Source organism: Marinobacter sp., assembly GCF_035268745.1.
In the GTDB taxonomy this organism is placed as follows: Bacteria; Pseudomonadota; Gammaproteobacteria; order Pseudomonadales; family Oleiphilaceae; genus Marinobacter.
The window spans coordinates 143439-159454 of sequence record NZ_DATFKH010000057.1 but is presented as its reverse complement, the minus strand read 5'-3'; the positions used below and the strand labels follow the sequence as shown (position 1 = coordinate 159454).

General features: G+C 57.5%; 14 protein-coding genes and 1 tRNA gene. 10 read left to right on the top strand and 5 right to left on the bottom strand.

From position 1 onward, the window contains the following. The first annotated feature begins 394 nt into the window (after positions 1–394). The 5 genes from pcnB to pgi all read left to right on the top strand — a co-directional run bounded on the left by pcnB (position 395) and on the right by pgi (position 5690). Positions 395–1753 (top strand): polynucleotide adenylyltransferase PcnB, encoded by a 1359-nt coding sequence (pcnB, locus tag VJ956_RS05530; RefSeq protein ID WP_324082587.1) that lies wholly within the window; start codon positions 395–397, stop codon positions 1751–1753. 6 nt (positions 1754–1759) lie between these two features. Continuing rightward, positions 1760–2272, top strand: coding sequence for a 2-amino-4-hydroxy-6-hydroxymethyldihydropteridine diphosphokinase (gene folK, locus VJ956_RS05525; protein ID WP_324082626.1), 513 nt, complete (start codon positions 1760–1762; stop codon positions 2270–2272). 102 nt (positions 2273–2374) lie between these two features. Further along, on the top strand, positions 2375–3169 hold the full coding sequence (gene panB, locus VJ956_RS05520; protein ID WP_324082585.1) for a 3-methyl-2-oxobutanoate hydroxymethyltransferase: 795 nt from the start codon (positions 2375–2377) through the stop codon (positions 3167–3169). Further along, positions 3166–4014, top strand: coding sequence for a pantoate--beta-alanine ligase (gene panC / locus VJ956_RS05515; protein ID WP_324082584.1), 849 nt, complete (start codon positions 3166–3168; stop codon positions 4012–4014). The genes panB and panC overlap by 4 nt, the downstream gene beginning before the upstream one ends. Before the next feature lie 17 nt (positions 4015–4031). Continuing rightward, the gene (gene pgi, locus VJ956_RS05510) at positions 4032–5690 is read left to right on the top strand and encodes a glucose-6-phosphate isomerase (protein WP_324082582.1); all 1659 of its coding nucleotides are present in this window, start codon (positions 4032–4034) and stop codon (positions 5688–5690) included. 13 nt (positions 5691–5703) lie between these two features. On the opposite strand, the gene folK (VJ956_RS05505) is transcribed toward pgi, so the two are convergent. Beyond that, the gene (gene folK, locus VJ956_RS05505) at positions 5704–6222 is read right to left on the bottom strand and encodes a 2-amino-4-hydroxy-6-hydroxymethyldihydropteridine diphosphokinase (RefSeq protein ID WP_324082579.1); all 519 of its coding nucleotides are present in this window, start codon (positions 6220–6222) and stop codon (positions 5704–5706) included. Next, complete coding sequence (gene folB, locus VJ956_RS05500; protein WP_324082577.1) at positions 6222–6578, bottom strand: dihydroneopterin aldolase; 357 nt, start codon at positions 6576–6578, stop codon at positions 6222–6224. The genes folK (VJ956_RS05505) and folB overlap by 1 nt, the downstream gene beginning before the upstream one ends. Before the next feature lie 153 nt (positions 6579–6731). Between folB and plsY the strand changes: the two genes are divergently transcribed. Beyond that, positions 6732–7325 (top strand): glycerol-3-phosphate 1-O-acyltransferase PlsY, encoded by a 594-nt coding sequence (gene plsY, locus VJ956_RS05495; RefSeq protein ID WP_324082575.1) that lies wholly within the window; start codon positions 6732–6734, stop codon positions 7323–7325. Positions 7326–7332: 7 nt separating this feature from the next. On the opposite strand, the gene tsaD is transcribed toward plsY, so the two are convergent. Then, positions 7333–8388: a tRNA (adenosine(37)-N6)-threonylcarbamoyltransferase complex transferase subunit TsaD gene (gene tsaD, locus VJ956_RS05490; protein ID WP_324082573.1), complete on the bottom strand. Its 1056-nt coding sequence runs from the start codon at positions 8386–8388 to the stop codon at positions 7333–7335. A 206-nt stretch (positions 8389–8594) separates the two neighbouring features. Between tsaD and rpsU the strand changes: the two genes are divergently transcribed. From rpsU to VJ956_RS05470, 4 genes are all read left to right on the top strand, one after another. Continuing rightward, positions 8595–8810, top strand: coding sequence for a 30S ribosomal protein S21 (gene rpsU, locus VJ956_RS05485; RefSeq protein WP_007153483.1), 216 nt, complete (start codon positions 8595–8597; stop codon positions 8808–8810). A gap of 144 nt (positions 8811–8954) precedes the next feature. Next, complete coding sequence (gene dnaG, locus VJ956_RS05480; protein ID WP_324082517.1) at positions 8955–10688, top strand: DNA primase; 1734 nt, start codon at positions 8955–8957, stop codon at positions 10686–10688. 147 nt (positions 10689–10835) lie between these two features. Continuing rightward, the gene (rpoD, locus tag VJ956_RS05475) at positions 10836–12683 is read left to right on the top strand and encodes an RNA polymerase sigma factor RpoD (protein WP_324082515.1); all 1848 of its coding nucleotides are present in this window, start codon (positions 10836–10838) and stop codon (positions 12681–12683) included. Between the two features lie 127 nt (positions 12684–12810). Then, positions 12811–12887, top strand: a tRNA-Ile gene (locus VJ956_RS05470). Between the two features lie 281 nt (positions 12888–13168). Here the strand turns inward: VJ956_RS05470 and VJ956_RS05465 are convergent. Further along, a complete protein-coding gene (locus tag VJ956_RS05465) occupies positions 13169–14038 on the bottom strand; it encodes an NAD(P)-dependent oxidoreductase (RefSeq protein WP_324082513.1) in 870 nt (289 codons plus the stop codon). A gap of 158 nt (positions 14039–14196) precedes the next feature. Then, positions 14197–15495 (bottom strand): DUF2252 domain-containing protein, encoded by a 1299-nt coding sequence (locus VJ956_RS05460; RefSeq protein WP_324082512.1) that lies wholly within the window; start codon positions 15493–15495, stop codon positions 14197–14199. Positions 15496–16016: the final 521 nt, after the last annotated feature.

Genomic DNA, 16016 nt, shown 5'->3' with positions numbered 1-16016 from the left:
TGGTCCTACGGCACGAGCGAGTTGTAGATGCAGACAAGAATCGTTGACCAGACGGCACTGCACCTATTCTGATAACACGCTCTATGCTCCTGACTACTCTATGTATTCAAAGCCTTCCGTTTGCTTGAGATCGTTCCCGATAGTGGGAGCACGATTGGGGTAAAAACACCAAAAAAATCCCGACAAAACAACAATAATTGCGATCGTCAACGATTTGAGGGCGGGCTCGTCAGCATGAGTCCGCCTTCTTATTATCGGATGCCCGAAATTTTTCTGGCGACCCTCGCCCAAGCGGCATTCACCCTTATTACCCGCCTCAACCTGCCAGACGTGTTCAAAAGCTGTTCAAAGCGGTAAACTCTCGCTTTTGCTCCAGCGCAATTGACGGAATTCAATGTTTAATAACCTTATCGACAAAGTCACCACTTATTTTTCCGGGACGGACGAAAACCGGTCCGGTCCCGAGCAGCGTCAGGATATCCCCCGGGACCAGCACAATGTGTCCCGGTCGGCAATCAGCGAACCCGCAAAAAAAGTCCTCAGCCGACTGAACAACGCAGGTTACGAAGCCTATCTGGTAGGTGGAGGCGTGCGCGACATTCTTTTGGGCGGCCAGCCCAAGGATTTCGATATCGCCACCAGTGCAACGCCAGAGGAAGTCCACGAACTGTTCCGTAATTCCCGACTTATCGGCAGGCGTTTCCGGATTGTTCATGTTCTGTTCGGACGTGAAGTTATCGAGGTGACGACCTTCCGCGGCAATGCCGCCGATGCAGACGAGGAGGATGACGATGACGATCGTCGCACCAGTGAACACGGTCAGTTGCTCCGCGATAACGTCTACGGCTCGATGCAGGAAGATGCTGTTCGCCGGGACTTTACGGTCAACGCTCTTTATTACTGCATTCGGGACTTCACCGTGGTGGATTTCACCAACGGCATGAGCGATCTGAAAAAGCGCCAGGTGAGACTGATCGGCGACCCCGAAACCCGTTATCGCGAAGACCCGGTGCGAATGCTGCGGGCCATCCGCTTTGCCGCCAAACTCGGCTTTACCATTGAGCCGGAAACCGAAGCACCGATTCACAAACTGGCACCATTGCTGACTCATATACCTCCCGCCCGGCTGTTCGAGGAGGTATTGAAGTTATTTTCTGCAGGCTATGGCGAAGTCACTTATGACCTGCTGAGTGACTACAACCTGCTGGCGCCATTGTTTCCGGAAACGGCAGCAGCCATTGCCAACGGCGAGAGCGACCAGTTGATCCGGCAGGCCCTGAGAAACACCGACAAACGTATTGCCCAGGGCAAATCGGTCACGCCCTACTTCCTGTTTGCCGCCCTGCTCTGGCCCGCCCTCCAGGCTGAGTGGCGCCGCCGCCAGGATAACGGTGATCCGGTGCAGCCGGCACTGCACTCGGCAATCGGCTGGGTCATTGGCCAGCAGGTTCAGGCCACATCCATTCCCCGGCGTTTCTCTGGCCCCATGAAAGAAATCTGGGAACTGCAGATACGGTTACCCCGCCGCCAGGGCAAGCGCTCGCTTGTAACCCTCTCACATCCCAGGTTCCGCGCCGCCTATGACTTCCTTCTGGTGCGTGAAGACGCCGGCGAAATCGAACCGGGGCTGGGCCAGTGGTGGACCGAGTTCCAGGAGCTGGACGAGAAGGGTCAGGAACGGATGCTGAGCGAACTCGGCAGTGCCACAGGGCCGAAAAAGCGCAAGCGCAAGAAGCCCGCCAAAAAGGACTGACCGGTGATGGCGACGGATGCGTTTATCGGTCTGGGCAGTAATCTGGCTGAGCCATCGGTACAGCTTGCACAAGCCCTGGTCGGACTGGCGGCGCTGCCGGACACCGAACTGGTGGCCCAGTCTCCTTTTTATAGCAGCCGCCCGGTAGGGCCGCAGGACCAGCCTGACTTTATCAATGGCGCTGTCTGGTTACGCACAACCCTGTCGCCACTGACCCTGCTGGACCACCTCCAGGGTATTGAACAGGCTCACGGGCGTGAGCGCGGCAGACACTGGGGGCCTCGCACCCTGGATCTCGACCTGCTGATCTACGGCAACGAAACGCTTTCCGGGCCAAGGCTGAACGTTCCCCATCCGGAACTGCCAAACCGCGATTTTGTGCTGCAACCGCTGCTGGATCTGAACCCCGCTCTGACCCTCCCGGACGGCAGAAACATCGCGGATTTGCGGCGCGGATGCCCGGACAACCAGCTTCGGAAACTTCATCCCGTTGCCCAGACACCATTGCCGGGCGAATAACCCGGCCACGGCAAACCCCGGCTGGCTATTGCCTATAATACACCCCCGGATTACCCTTGAGTAGCCGGTCCATCAACGGTCCAACCACAAGGCAAGGATTCTATGGCTGTTACCATCAATACCCTGCGTGAATACAAGCAGAAGGGCGAAGCGTTTGCCGTGCTGACCTCTTATGACGCTACATTTGCCCAGATCGTCAGCGAAGCTGGCGTTGACGTGATTCTGATTGGTGATTCGCTGGGTATGGTTCTGCAGGGTTACGACAGCACCCTTCCGGTCACCATGGATCAGATGGTGTACCATGTGACTTCGGTGGCCAGGGGCAACAGGGGCTCGCTGATCATGGCGGATATGCCATTCATGACCTATGGCACAGTGGAGACCGCCCTGGAAAACGCTGCGGAGCTGATGCGTGCCGGGGCTCACATGGTCAAGCTGGAAGGCAGCGCCTGGATGAAAGACACGATCCATGCCCTCAGCGAACGGGGCGTTCCGGTCTGTGCCCACCTTGGACTGACCCCCCAGTTCGTCAACAAATTCGGCGGTTACAGGGTGCAGGGGCGTGACGAAAAACACGCCGAACTGATGATTGAGCATGCCAGCGAACTGGTTGCGGCCGGCGCCGACGTCATCCTGCTGGAATGTGTACCGGCACCACTGGCCGCCCGTATTACCCAGGCTGTTCAGGCGCCGGTGATCGGCATTGGTGCCGGCGCGGATACCGATGGTCAGGTGCTCGTTGTCCACGACATGCTGGGCATTACTACCGGCCGCAAACCGCGTTTCGTGAAAGACTTTCTGGCGGAGACCGGTTCCGCAAGGGGCGCCATTGAAGCCTATGTGGCCGCCGTTCGGGACCGCACATTTCCTGCCGAGGAGCATACGTTCAAAGCATGAGAACCGTACACACGCTGAAAGAACTCCGGACCATGCTTCGCGGCTACCGCCTCAAGGGCAAACGGGTCGCGCTTGTGCCTACCATGGGCAACCTGCACGAAGGCCACATTTCGCTGGTCAGGCGAGCCAGCGAAACCGCCGACATTGTGGTCACCAGCATATTTGTGAACCCTATGCAGTTCGGGGCATTCGAGGATCTGGACAATTACCCCCGCACCCTGCAGGAAGACCAGGAGGCGCTGGAACGGGCAGGCAGCACCCTGGTGTTCACGCCAGCCAACAGCGAGATCTATCCCGATGGCCTGGCCCGACATACCCGGGTGATTGTTCCCGAAGTCAGCGAGGGCCACTGCGGCGCCAGCCGGCCCGGACATTTCGAGGGTGTTGCCACGGTCGTCACCATGCTGCTCAACATGGTTCAGCCGGATGTTGCGGTGTTTGGCGAAAAGGATTTTCAGCAACTGGCGGTCATCCGCAAGCTTACCCGGGATCTGATGATGCCAGTGGAAATTGTCGGCGCGCCAACGATTCGTGAAAATGACGGCCTGGCCAAAAGCTCCCGCAACGGCTACCTCTCCAAGCCAGAGCGCGCGATCGCCCCGGTGGTTTACCAGACCCTGCAGGACGCGGCCGAGAAGATCCGCCAGGGGCGAACAGACTTCAGCATGATTGAATGGGAAGCCAGTCAGGCATTGATTTACGCCGGTTTGAGGCCTGACTACTTCAATATTGCCAACAGCCTGACCCTGAAACCCGCCACTGAAGAAGACGCCGAAGTTACCCTGTTGGTGGCGGCGTTTCTGGGCGCTACCCGATTGATCGACAACCTTTCACTCAGTCGCTAACGAAAAGGAACCAGGACATGCCGCCTGAGGGATCTGCCTCATTGACCAGCCGGCCGGAGTGGCAGGCATTGATCAGCCATCAACAGGAACTTGAGCAAATCCACATGAGGGACCTGTTCAGGGACGATCCGGCACGGGCCAACCGGTTTTTCGTTCAGGGCGCAGGGCTGTCACTGGACTACTCACGGAACCGGGTAACGGATGCCACCCTTGGCAAACTGACAGCCCTGGCGCACGCCTGCGGCGTTCCGGAACGCATTGAGGCCATGTTCCGGGGGGCAATCATCAATCTGACCGAAAACCGGCCGGCCCTGCATGTGGCGCTGCGGGACCCCGGCGACCAGCCCATTATGGTTGACGGCAAGGATATCACTCCGGAGATCAGCGACACCCTCCAGCGCATGGAGGAATTTGTTGAGGATATTCGTCACCAGCGCCGTACCGGTCGCACCGGCAAGGCCTTCACCGACGTGGTCAGTATCGGCATCGGCGGCTCCTTCCTTGGCCCCAAGCTGGTGTCCGAAGCGCTGAAACCCTATTGGCATGGCAGGCTGAACGCCCACTATGTGGCCAATATCGACGGCACTCAGATTGCCGAGGTGCTCAAGTGCGTTGATCCCGAAACCACGCTGTTTCTGATCCAGTCCAAGTCCTTCAGGACCCAGGAAACCCTGGAAAACAGCAAAGCCGCCCGCGACTGGTTTCTGCGCCAGGGCGGCACAATAGATGATATTGCCGCCCATTTTATCGCAGTCACTACCAACACCAGCGAGGCCGTCAACTTTGGCATTGCCGAAGAAAACCTGTTTCCGATGTGGGACTGGGTTGGCGGGCGCTATTCGCTATGGTCGGCCATTGGCCTGCCCGTGGCGCTGACCATCGGCATGGCCAATTTCCGCGCGCTACTCAGCGGGGCTCACGCCATGGACAACCATTTCCGCAAAACGCCGCTGGAACAGAACCTGCCGGTTGTCATGGCGATGCTCGGTATCTGGTACAACAATTTCTGGGGCGCCGAAAGCTATGCCATCCTGCCCTACGACCATTACCTGCGCAGCCTGCCGGCGCATCTTCAGCAGGTGGATATGGAGAGCAACGGCAAGCGGGTAACCCAGCACGGCGAACCACTCACCTGCCACAGCGGCCCGGTGATCTGGGGCGGCGTGGGCGCCAACGGCCAGCATGCATTCCATCAGCTTCTGCATCAGGGCACCCGGCTTATTCCCGCGGATTTCATTATTCCTCTGAAAAGCCACAACAACATCGCTGACCATCATGCCGCCCTGTTTGCCAACTGCCTCAGTCAGTCCCGTGCGCTGATGGCGGGGAAAACACTGCAGCAGGCCAAAGACGAACTGGCACAGGAAGGTCTGCCCGAGGCCGATATCGAAGCTCTCGCCCCCCACAAGGTCATACCCGGCAACAGGCCCAGCAACACCCTGCTAATGGAAAAGGCGACGCCGGAAAGTGTGGGAGCGCTCATTGCACTTTATGAACACCGCACCTTCGTACAGGGCATCATCTGGGACCTGGATTCGTTTGATCAGTGGGGAGTTGAGCTGGGGAAACAGCTGGGCAAAGGCATTCTGGATCGCCTGCTAAGCGAATCCGGGCAGGTAACAGAGGCCAGCGACAGCTCGACCGATAACCTGATCCGACTGTTCCGCTCCCGCTGAACCGGCGCTGGTTTCAGACAGCCCGGGAAATTGTCTGCCCCTGCCAGGTGAAATCTACCGGCCAGAGCTTCTGGTCCCGGTCATAGGATTGCCAGAGCGCGGAATAGGTCTTGTCACAGACCGGGTGGCAATCCTGCGGCGCGACATCTGCCAGGGGTTTGAGCACAAATGCGTTTTGCAGTATCTCGCCACGCGGCAGATCAACGCCCGCAATCTGCCCCACCTCATTGCCGTAGATCAGGATATCCAGATCCAGGGTTCGCCCGCTGAACTTCGGCACATCGATACCGCGGCGGCGGCCATTGTCCGCTTCCAACTGCCGGAGGCGGGCAGACAGCTCACCCACGCTCAGGGTGGTATCCACACCCACCACCAGATTCAGAAACGACTCGCCGACAAAACCCACGGCCTCGCTTTCGTAAACCGGAGACAACAGCAGGTCGCCAAACCACTGATGGAGCGTATCCAGCGCGGACAGTACGTTTTTTTCACGCTCGATATTGCTGCCAATACTGATATAGACCCGCGCCATCAGCGAACACCCCGCTCAATCGAAACACCCACCGAAGCAGCCGCTGGTACTGCCCCGGGCTTGCGTATCACCAGCTTGAGCCAGCGCACCCCGAATTCCTGTTGCAGCAGATCACTGATTCCCTCTGCCGCGGTTTCCAGCAATTGTGGCCCGATACCGGAGAGAAAGCCGGTAACCCGCTCAGTCACCGCCGCGTAATCCAGCGCATCGGCGACATTGTCAGACGCCGCCGGCACACGGTTATCCCAGGCCATCTCCAGATCAATCAGCAGGCGCTGACTGACCTCACGTTCCCAGTCAAGAACGCCAATGACGGTTTCCACGGCGAGGCCTTCGATCAATACACTGTCTGCCACTGGCTGACTCCTGTCACTGGCTCGCGCCCTCGGGGCTTCGACTCTCGGCTGATTGAATAACGTACAGGCAAGGGATACTCTGGGTCACACGCCTGTTGCGCCTGCATCCGCGCTGCATTTTCTCACAGATCACCCTGATACGTCTTTGCCGCCATGACCCATATCAGCGACCCGGTACTGATCGTGCTGCTCTGCACCCTGGCCTACCTGGCCGGGTCGGTGCTGTTTGCATTGCCGGTGTGCCGGGTCTGGGGTCTGCCGGACCCGAGAGCACAGGGCTCTGGCAATCCCGGCGCCACCAACGTCTACCGCACCGGGGGCTGGGCACCGGCAGCGACAACACTGGTGCTGGATGCAGCCAAGGGTGGCTTTGTGGTCTGGCTGGCGGGTATTGCCGGCCTGTCCATTCTCGCCCAGGCGATGGTCGCCCTGTGTGCGGTAACCGGACACATGATTCCGGTTTTCTATCGCTTCAAAGGGGGCAAGGGCGTCGCCACGGCGCTGGGTGCCGGGCTGGCATTGGCCCCGCTGACAACGCTGATGATGAGCGCTGTCTGGGCTCTGGTGATGTGGCGATGGCGCATTTCGGCACTGGCTTCCATTATCGCCATCCTCAGCGGCCCCTTACTGAGCGCCACTCTTGAGCCGGAGACCCTGTCATTGTTCGGACTGCTGGCCCTGCTGATTGTCGTGCGCCACCGTGACAACCTGATTCGCATGGCCCAGGGCCGGGAGCCGGGGTTCTAGCGGGACACTAGTCTACAAGCCCCGCGGACCTGGCTTCCGCCAGTGGCGGCAGGGTATTCAGCGGCCACCGTGGCAGCGATACAATGCTGTCACCATCGCGCTGCCCCGCCAGCAGACGCTGACAACCCGCGTACGCGATCATGGCGCCGTTATCCGTGCAGAATTCTGGTCGGGCATAGAAAACCCTCGCCTGCTTGCTGACGGCCATGGTCTCAAGCCCGGCCCGAAGACGCCTGTTGGCACTGACACCACCGGCAATCACCAACCGCCTGCTGTGGGTCTGCTCCAGCGCCCGGCGACATTTGATCACCAGGGTGTCGACCACCGCTGCTTCGAAGGCCAGCGCAATGTCGGCCCGGGTCTGATCGTCAAGCTCATCTGCCCTTGCTGCTGCGTTTACGGTGTTCAATGTGAAAGTCTTCAGGCCACTGAAACTGAAATCCAGCCCCGGCCGGTCCGTCATCGGACGGGGAAAACGGTAGCGCCCGGGCGTTCCTTTTGCTGCCAGCGCGGCGACCCTCGGGCCCCCGGGGTAATCCAGGCCCAGCATTTTTGCGGTCTTGTCGAAGGCTTCACCGGCAGCATCATCAACCGATTCACCCAGCATCTGGTATTCACCGATGCCTTTGACCAGGACCAGCTGGGTGTGACCGCCGGACACCAGCAACGCAATAAAGGGGAATGCCGGGGGCTCCGGCTCCAGCATCGGTGCCAGCAGGTGGCCTTCCATATGGTGCACGCCCAGCACCGGTACGCCCAGCGCAAAAGCCAGCGCATGCGCCACTGCACCGCCAACCATCAGGGCACCAATCAGGCCCGGACCGGCCGTATAGGCGACGCCTTCAATCTGGCTGCGGGTTTTGCCGGCATCGGCCAGTACCTGATCACAAAGCGGCAGCAGTTTGCGGACATGATCGCGGGAGGCCAGTTCCGGCACCACGCCGCCGTAATCCGCATGCATGTCGATCTGACTGAACAAGACATGAGCCAATAAGCCCCGATCACTGTCGTAAAGGGCGACGCCGGTTTCATCACAGGAAGTTTCAATACCGAGAACAAGCATGATTAAAGACCAAGCCCCTGAGGCGGATGATATCAAGAGCTGTATTCTAGCAGAAACCGGAAACCGCCCGGCAGTTTCATCGAACAAACGTTGACCTTACCCGTCCGCTAGCGCTATCATTACCGCCCTTAAAAGAGTACTGGTCAGGTTTTAACCGACTGGCCAATCAAAACCGAGACCGAATCAACAAGGTAGGTGATTTTCGAATGCCAGCTGTCAAAGTGAAAGAGAATGAACCGTTTGACGTAGCCCTTCGTCGCTTCAAACGCTCTTGCGAAAAAGCAGGCGTGCTTTCCGAAGTGCGTCGCCGTGAGCACTACGAGAAGCCGACAGCCGTGCGTAAGCGCAAGGCGGCGGCTGCTGTCAAGCGTCATCTCAAGAAGCTTCAGCGTGAACAGCGTAAGTTTGAGCGTCTGTACTAGGTTTTACCGGACACTCCACTGCAAGTGACTGCCGTTACCGGCGTTGCCGGTTAAACGGCAACATCAATGCCGCCGAGGCCTGGCTTCGGCGGCATTTTTGGCTGTACTGCAGCACCGGCCTGTTCCGGGGCCATCGGAGACATCATGAGTGGACTGATCCCGCAACGTTTTGTTGAAGACCTGCTGCAACGGACTGACCTGGCCGAGCTGATAGGGTCAAGGATCACTCTGAAAAAAGCCGGGGGTAACTACAAGGCCCGCTGCCCATTTCATGACGAAAAAACTCCGTCTTTCAACGTCAGACCCGATAAAGGCTTTTATCACTGCTTCGGCTGCGGCGCCCACGGAGATGCCATAAGTTTTGTCCGTGAATTCGACGGGCTGGGTTTTACCGACGCCGTAGAGGACCTGGCAAGGCGTGCCGGGCTGGAAGTGCCCTACGACGAAAACGCCAAACAGGAGATGCGGCAGGCGAAGACGCTGACTGACGCACTGGATTACGCCACGCAGTTCTACCGCAACGCCCTGCAGGGCCAGCAGGGAGAATTTGCCCGGGATTACCTGCAGCGGCGGGGCCTGGACAAGACAATTATTGACCAGTACCAGATCGGCTTTGCCCCGGGCACGGGGACGGCACTTTATGACAGCGCCAGCAGGGACATTCAGGGCCCGCTGATTGAAACCGGCACAGTCTCTGACCGCTATGGGCCTCCAAGGGACCTGTTCCGGAACCGGGTGATGTTCCCCATCCGCAACAGCCGCGGCCGCACCATTGCTTTTGGCGGCCGCACTCTGGGGGACGACAAGGCAAAATACATCAACTCTCCGGAGTCCGATGTGTTTCACAAAAGTCGCGAAATCTACGGCCTTTACGAAGCCAGGCAGGCGCTCAGGCAGGTCGATCGTCTGCTGGTGGTTGAAGGCTACATGGACGTGATTGCGCTGGCGCAGAGTGGCATCCAGTTTGCGGTTGCCACCCTGGGCACAGCGACCAATCAGGACAGCCTGTCGGCACTGCTGAGACAGGCGCGGCACATCATATTCTGTTTCGACGGCGACGCGGCGGGCTTCCGGGCCGCCGACCGCGCTCTGGACAATGCCCTGGAACTGCTGGCTGACGGCATGCACCTGCAGTTCCTGATGCTGCCAGACGGCGAAGACCCGGACACCCTGGTTCGCCAGGAGGGTCCCGAGGCGTTCAGGAAACGCATCGACAGCGCCACGCCGCTCTCCCGGTATCTGTTTAACCGGCAGAGCGAGGGACTGGACCTGACGCTGCCAGAAGATCGGGGCGAACTGAAGGCCCGGCTGGAGCCATTGCTCAGGAAAATGCCCCGTAGCACCCTGCGGGACGCCATGTGGCACGAAATGCTGCGACTGTGCCATCAGAACAACTGGCAGGATCGTCGCCAGTGGAGTGGCAAGGGTGGCGAACAACGAAAACGGGAAGAGCGGATTGACGTCCGCCTGAACAAGGATACGCAGCTTTGTCTGGCGCTACTGGAAGCACCGGATATGGCTTCCGAAATATTCGAGTTTTCGCAGACCCTCAGGGATCTGCCGAATGCAAAGGATCTGTCAGAACTGATTCTGGAAAAAAAAGCCAAGTCCAGAACGCAGGTCATGATGCATCTGGCCACCGACTCGAAAGCACACGACCGGTTTTATGGAATCTTCGACGGAATTGAGCATATTCCCTCTCGAGCCAGTATTCTGGCCGACGCTCAGGACAACATCAGGCCAATGGATAAAACAAAGCTCGCTCAACGGAAGCTTGCGCTCATGCGTGAGGGCAAAATTGACCTGGCGAACTTGACAGAACAGGAACGGAACGAATTCAAGAGGCAGATAACGCTTGGTGACTCCGAGCAGAATTGATAACCACATCGATTGCTTTGCAATAATACAGCACTTGAAACTTGCGGTGTTGAACACCATCTAACCACCCGGTGGCAGAGCAAACAGGCGACGGCTATAATGGCTGTTTAACTTTTTTCCTTTCTATAAGCGAGTTCACAGGTGTCTATGTCAGGCAATTCGCAAAAATCACGGCTTAAAGACCTTATTGCACGGGGCAAGGAACAAGGTTACCTGACTTACGCCGAGGTGAATGACCACCTCCCGGAGGATATCGCAGATCCGGACCAGGTCGAAGACATCATTCGTATGATCAACGATATGGGCATTCAGGTTTCGGAAATTGCACCAGATGCAGACACTCTGCTGATGACCGATGGCGATTCCACCGCAGACGAAGCCGCAGCCGCCGAGGCAGCCGCAGCACTTGCCGCCGTTGAATCTGACGCTGGTCGCACCACCGACCCTGTGCGCATGTACATGCGGGAGATGGGCACGGTTGAGCTGCTGACCCGCGAAGGCGAAATTGTTATCGCCAAGCGCATTGAAGAAGGCATCCGCGATGTAATGGCGGCGGTTGCCCACTTCCCGGGCATTACCGGCACTGTTATTCAGGCCTACGACCGGATTATCGAAAACGAAGGTCGCATCAGCGACATCGTGGCCGGCTTTCTTGACCCGGATGGTGCCGAGCCCTTCATGGACGAAGACACTTCCACAGATACATCCAGCAACTCGAACAGTTCTTCCGATGACGACGATGACGACAGCGAAGAAGAATCCGAGAGCGGCCCGGACCCTGAAGAAACCCGCCTGCGCTTTGAATTGCTGAAAGAAAAACTGGCAAGCTCCGAGCGAGCGCTGGAGAAATACGGCCGCGGCCACAAGAAAACCCAGGAAGCGCTCAACGAGCTCGGCCAGGTATTTGCCCCCTTCAAGCTTGGCAACAAGGCTTTTGACGAGCTGGTCAAGGTCGTTCGCTCGACCAATGATCTGATTCGCGAGAACGAGCGCGCTATCATGAAAATCTGCGTGCGCGAATGCCGGATGCCGCGCAAGGATTTCATCAAGGCCTTTCCCGGCAATGAGGTAAATCTGGATTGGGCGCCCAAGCTCGCCAAGAGCAAGAAAGCCTATGGCCCGCTGATCGGCGAGCGCCTGGACGAAATCATTCGCCTGCAGAAGCGCATCCAGAACATCCAGACCGAAGTGGATCTGGACGTGGTGGACATCAAGGAAATCAACCGCCGCGTTTCCATCGGCGAAGCCAAGGCCCGTCGTGCCAAGAAAGAAATGGTGGAAGCGAACCTGCGTCTGGTTATCTCCATCGCGAAAAAGTACACCAACCGCGGCCTGCAGTTTCTGGACCTGATCCAGGAGGGCAACATCGGCCTGATGAAAGCCGTCGACAAGTTCGAGTATCGCCGTGGTTACAAGTTCTCGACCTACGCCACCTGGTGGATCCGTCAGGCCATCACCCGCTCGATTGCGGACCAGGCCCGCACCATCCGTATCCCGGTGCACATGATTGAAACCATCAACAAGCTTAACCGCATCTCCCGCCAGATGCTGCAGGAAATGGGCCGCGAGCCCACGCCTGAGGAACTCGGCGAGCGCATGGAAATGCCGGAAGACAAGATCCGCAAGGTTCTGAAAATCGCCAAAGAGCCGATTTCCATGGAGACCCCGATCGGTGACGACGAAGACAGTCACCTGGGTGATTTCATCGAAGACATCCAGGCCCTGTCGCCGGTTGATTCCGCCACGGCCGAAGGCCTGCGCGAAGCCACACGCTCGGTTCTGTCCGGCCTGACCGCAAGGGAGTCCAAGGTACTGCGTATGCGCTTCGGTATCGAAATGAACACCGACCATACCCTGGAGGAAGTCGGCAAACAGTTCGACGTTACCCGTGAACGAATCCGCCAGATCGAAGCCAAGGCCCTGCGCAAACTGCGCCACCCTTCCCGTTCCGACCATCTGCGCGGTTTCATTGACGACCAGGGCAATCAGGGATAATCGCACCAAACGGTAGCGGGCACCCTGCCTCACCGGTATAATGGCGCCCGCTTTGCTACTGTCGTTCCGGGATCAGCCGGAGCAGCACCCCGATCAAAGCAGACCTTAAAACAGCACTCGCTGATAAGGGCCTATAGCTCAGTTGGTTAGAGCAGAGGACTCATAATCCTTTGGTCGGTGGTTCGAGTCCACCTGGGCCCACCATTATTTTCAACGACTTGGCCAGAATTGGTCAGGTCACGATAATTTGGCCGCTTTGGCCACATTATGGTGACATACGTCGGGAGTTTTGACCGCGCTCAGTTCTACCAACCCACCTCAACGGTCCTGAGTAATCAGGTGACCATAATCTGGTCGCAATTTCACATCAACTTGAAAACGGATACTTTAAGTGGTTTTAAAACCGTCCATGGAAACGGGGCAGAACCCATTGACGTTTAGAACAGTTGGCGAAAACCATACGCAAAAATCAAAAAGGGCTGGGGCTAATCCAGCCTTCCCAGGTAATCGAAAACCGCGGCAAAATCATCCCGACCAAGACCGGCGCTGCTGGCCTGCCCATAAATGGATTTCGCAAGACCCGCAAGGAACAGCGGCTGCTTCTCCTCGAATGCAGTCAGATCCAGCAGGTGCAGATCCTTGAGCATCAACTCCAGCGGAAACTGGGCTTCATAATTGCCCTCTTTGATAAGCCCGGCCTTACCTTTGAGGAAAGGCGCGGTCACCGGCAGGTTCGGCAAGGTATTCATCAGGAAATCCCGACTGAAACCCAGTTTTTCGCCCAGCAGAGCGGTTTCTGAAAACACCAGCATGCTCTGGGCCAGCAGAGCGTTCACCAACATCTTGAAAGCACTACCCTGGCCAGCGCGACCGACATGAAGGATCTTTTGGCCCATGTGATCGAGCAAAGGCCGAACCTTCTCCACATCAGCGGATTCACCGCCGAGCAGGAACGTCAGCTCCCCCGTTTCCGCCGGCATTTTTGTTCCTGCCACGGGCGCATCCAGAAAGCGTAGGCCAAGGGCACGAGCCCGGTCATCACACTCACGGGTGTAGGACGGATTCACAGTGGAGCAATTCACCCACAACGCACCCTCCCCCATCGCATCGATAAAACTGTCATCACCGAAAGCAACCTTTTCCACCACTTCCGGCGCACTGAGCATAGTAAATACAACGTCCGCACCAGCCACGGCTGCACGTGCAGAGTCAGCGGCCTTTGCGCCGGCCGTTTCCAAAACGGTCATGGCCTCAGGAGATCGATTGAATACCGTGAGTGAAATGCCAGCGTCCTTAAGCAGGTTTTTGGCCATGCGGCTGCCCATGATGCCGAGACCGATAAATGCAACGTTCATATAATCCTCCCTTTAAGTTTTCGATTCACAAAATTTGGTGCCGGCAACAAGGCCTGCCTCTCAAGCAACTCATCAGTCTTGCTGAAATCGCTACCCTCATGAGTCACTCTACGCCGAAGCGTACCTCGGCACCCTCGCCAAAGCCGGTCCGGTAAGAATCAAAAAGCGTCAACAAATGTGCCGAAGTCTCGCTCAACACACTCCGCATAGTGGGTAGCTATGGCTACGACCAGAGTGACGAACTCACCTTCCCTATCAGTTGTCAGCTGTTTCAGGGACTCTTCGAGCAGGTATGGCTGTTCCGGGTTAAGCGAACGACTGGCGCGTTTGTGCTCGGTGGCCAGAACTTCGCCCCAGGTGGCCGCCATTTTGCAAAATTGTTTTTTCTTCTCAAGTTTGTCGGTGGGAAAATCGTCCTTGAACGGCGACCGCTCTCTCACTGAGAAAACCGCGCCGTCGAATTCCAGCCAGCCCAGGTAGCGGTCCGGATGTTCCGCAAGAGCCCGGAAGGCTGCTGCATGGCGGACACCTTCGTTGGGATAGACACGCCGGTAGGCTTGCTGCTCGGCTTCGGGCATCGCCAGCAACAGCGAAGGCCCGTCCTGCTGTTTAATATCCAGAATGATATCGTCATGCTCCGCACCTTCCTCACCTTCGATCAAAGCATAAAATCGCATGGTGCCAAGTGAGCCTGTGCCGGCGCTGATCCGACGGACCACATCCTTGATCCGGTAGAACTTACCCTCGCCGCCCGACTCCTTCTGCTGGCGATAGACTTCGAAGGCGGCCATGAACTGTTTCCGGGCGACCGGGGACAGACGCTTGAGCTTCGGATTGGTGGCATCGAAGACCCGTTTGCCGTTCTTCTGCAGGCGCGTCCACTTGTTCAGCATGCGTTTTCGACCTTTCTGCTTGCCGACTTTTTCCAGAAACTTCCTTAGAGGCTTGCAGGCCGTATCCGCAGTGAAATGGACTTCCTGTTCCTGGTCATCCATACGATACCGGGTTGCTGTCTCAAGATAGCCTTTCACCAGCGCTTTCAGGGCCTTGGTACAGGCCGGGTTGTCAAAGGTGCCATTGGACCGGGTGTCCAGTACCAGGCTCACGGCCAGGCGCCACAGATCGTACTGGTAGTCAGACACCACGGCATCATCGAAGTCATCCAGGCCGTAGATCACTTCGCCGTCATGGTTGGCAAACGCCCCGAAGTTATACACATGGGCGTCGCCTTGTATCCAGGTCTGGGTGCCCGGTACCCCGCCAAACAGTGCAAACCGCCAGTCGTTGTACATGTCCTGCCAGAACAGGTGGCTGGTGCCCCTGAAAAACCGGTAAGCAGACTCGGACATGGCGGCGAACTTCTTCTTTCGGGCCGCAGCATCCAGGTCTGCGTTGTTCTCGGTGATGGCTTGCATTACTTGTTGAGCGCGGTTATGAAGCGTCAGGTCTTTGATCATATTCGGCTCTCTTTGCTGAACTGCAGGAGACCAAGAGTCAGCCTAACACGGAGGCCGAAAACTCGCAGGAAAACACAAGGTCATCACCAGTTTACTGTTTCGCATTTTTGCACCAGCGATAAACCCGCATCGGCATGTTGATTTGCTCCTCCTTAGCCACGCTGTATTGGGAACCGGTCTGGGCACTCAGTTCCGAGGCTGACCCTACCCCGGAATTTTGGTCCATTCAAAACTTGAAAAATCCAGCATCACGGGCCGAATATAAATGCCGATATCGGGACACCAGGTTTAACACCACTGTCATATTCAGCAATCTGAAGTGTGGTTAAACTGGCGGGGTTGGGAAAACAGTCTCGGCCGTCAATATCGCGTATCTGGACTTGCTGCCTTCGCACCCCGGTTTTCGCAATTTCGACATCAGGCTCGAAGATGCTGAGAGGTAAAAACCTTGAAACCTGCGGGAACTTACCGGTGATGCCATGAATGAAGAGAATTGTGCTACAGGCAAAGGTGGCAGGGAA

Coding starts and splice junctions, on each gene's coding strand:
- panC (WP_324082584.1), top strand. CDS start 3,166: ATGAGAACCGTACACACGCTGAAAGAACTCCGGACCATGCTTCGCGGC.
- folK (WP_324082579.1), bottom strand. CDS start 6,222: ATGGCGCGGGTCTATATCAGTATTGGCAGCAATATCGAGCGTGAAAAA.
- VJ956_RS05460 (WP_324082512.1), bottom strand. CDS start 15,495: ATGATCAAAGACCTGACGCTTCATAACCGCGCTCAACAAGTAATGCAA.
- VJ956_RS05465 (WP_324082513.1), bottom strand. CDS start 14,038: ATGAACGTTGCATTTATCGGTCTCGGCATCATGGGCAGCCGCATGGCC.
- dnaG (WP_324082517.1), top strand. CDS start 8,955: ATGAGTGGACTGATCCCGCAACGTTTTGTTGAAGACCTGCTGCAACGG.
- tsaD (WP_324082573.1), bottom strand. CDS start 8,388: ATGCTTGTTCTCGGTATTGAAACTTCCTGTGATGAAACCGGCGTCGCC.
- pcnB (WP_324082587.1), top strand. CDS start 395: ATGTTTAATAACCTTATCGACAAAGTCACCACTTATTTTTCCGGGACG.
- folK (WP_324082626.1), top strand. CDS start 1,760: ATGGCGACGGATGCGTTTATCGGTCTGGGCAGTAATCTGGCTGAGCCA.
- plsY (WP_324082575.1), top strand. CDS start 6,732: ATGACCCATATCAGCGACCCGGTACTGATCGTGCTGCTCTGCACCCTG.
- rpoD (WP_324082515.1), top strand. CDS start 10,836: ATGTCAGGCAATTCGCAAAAATCACGGCTTAAAGACCTTATTGCACGG.
- pgi (WP_324082582.1), top strand. CDS start 4,032: ATGCCGCCTGAGGGATCTGCCTCATTGACCAGCCGGCCGGAGTGGCAG.
- panB (WP_324082585.1), top strand. CDS start 2,375: ATGGCTGTTACCATCAATACCCTGCGTGAATACAAGCAGAAGGGCGAA.
- rpsU (WP_007153483.1), top strand. CDS start 8,595: ATGCCAGCTGTCAAAGTGAAAGAGAATGAACCGTTTGACGTAGCCCTT.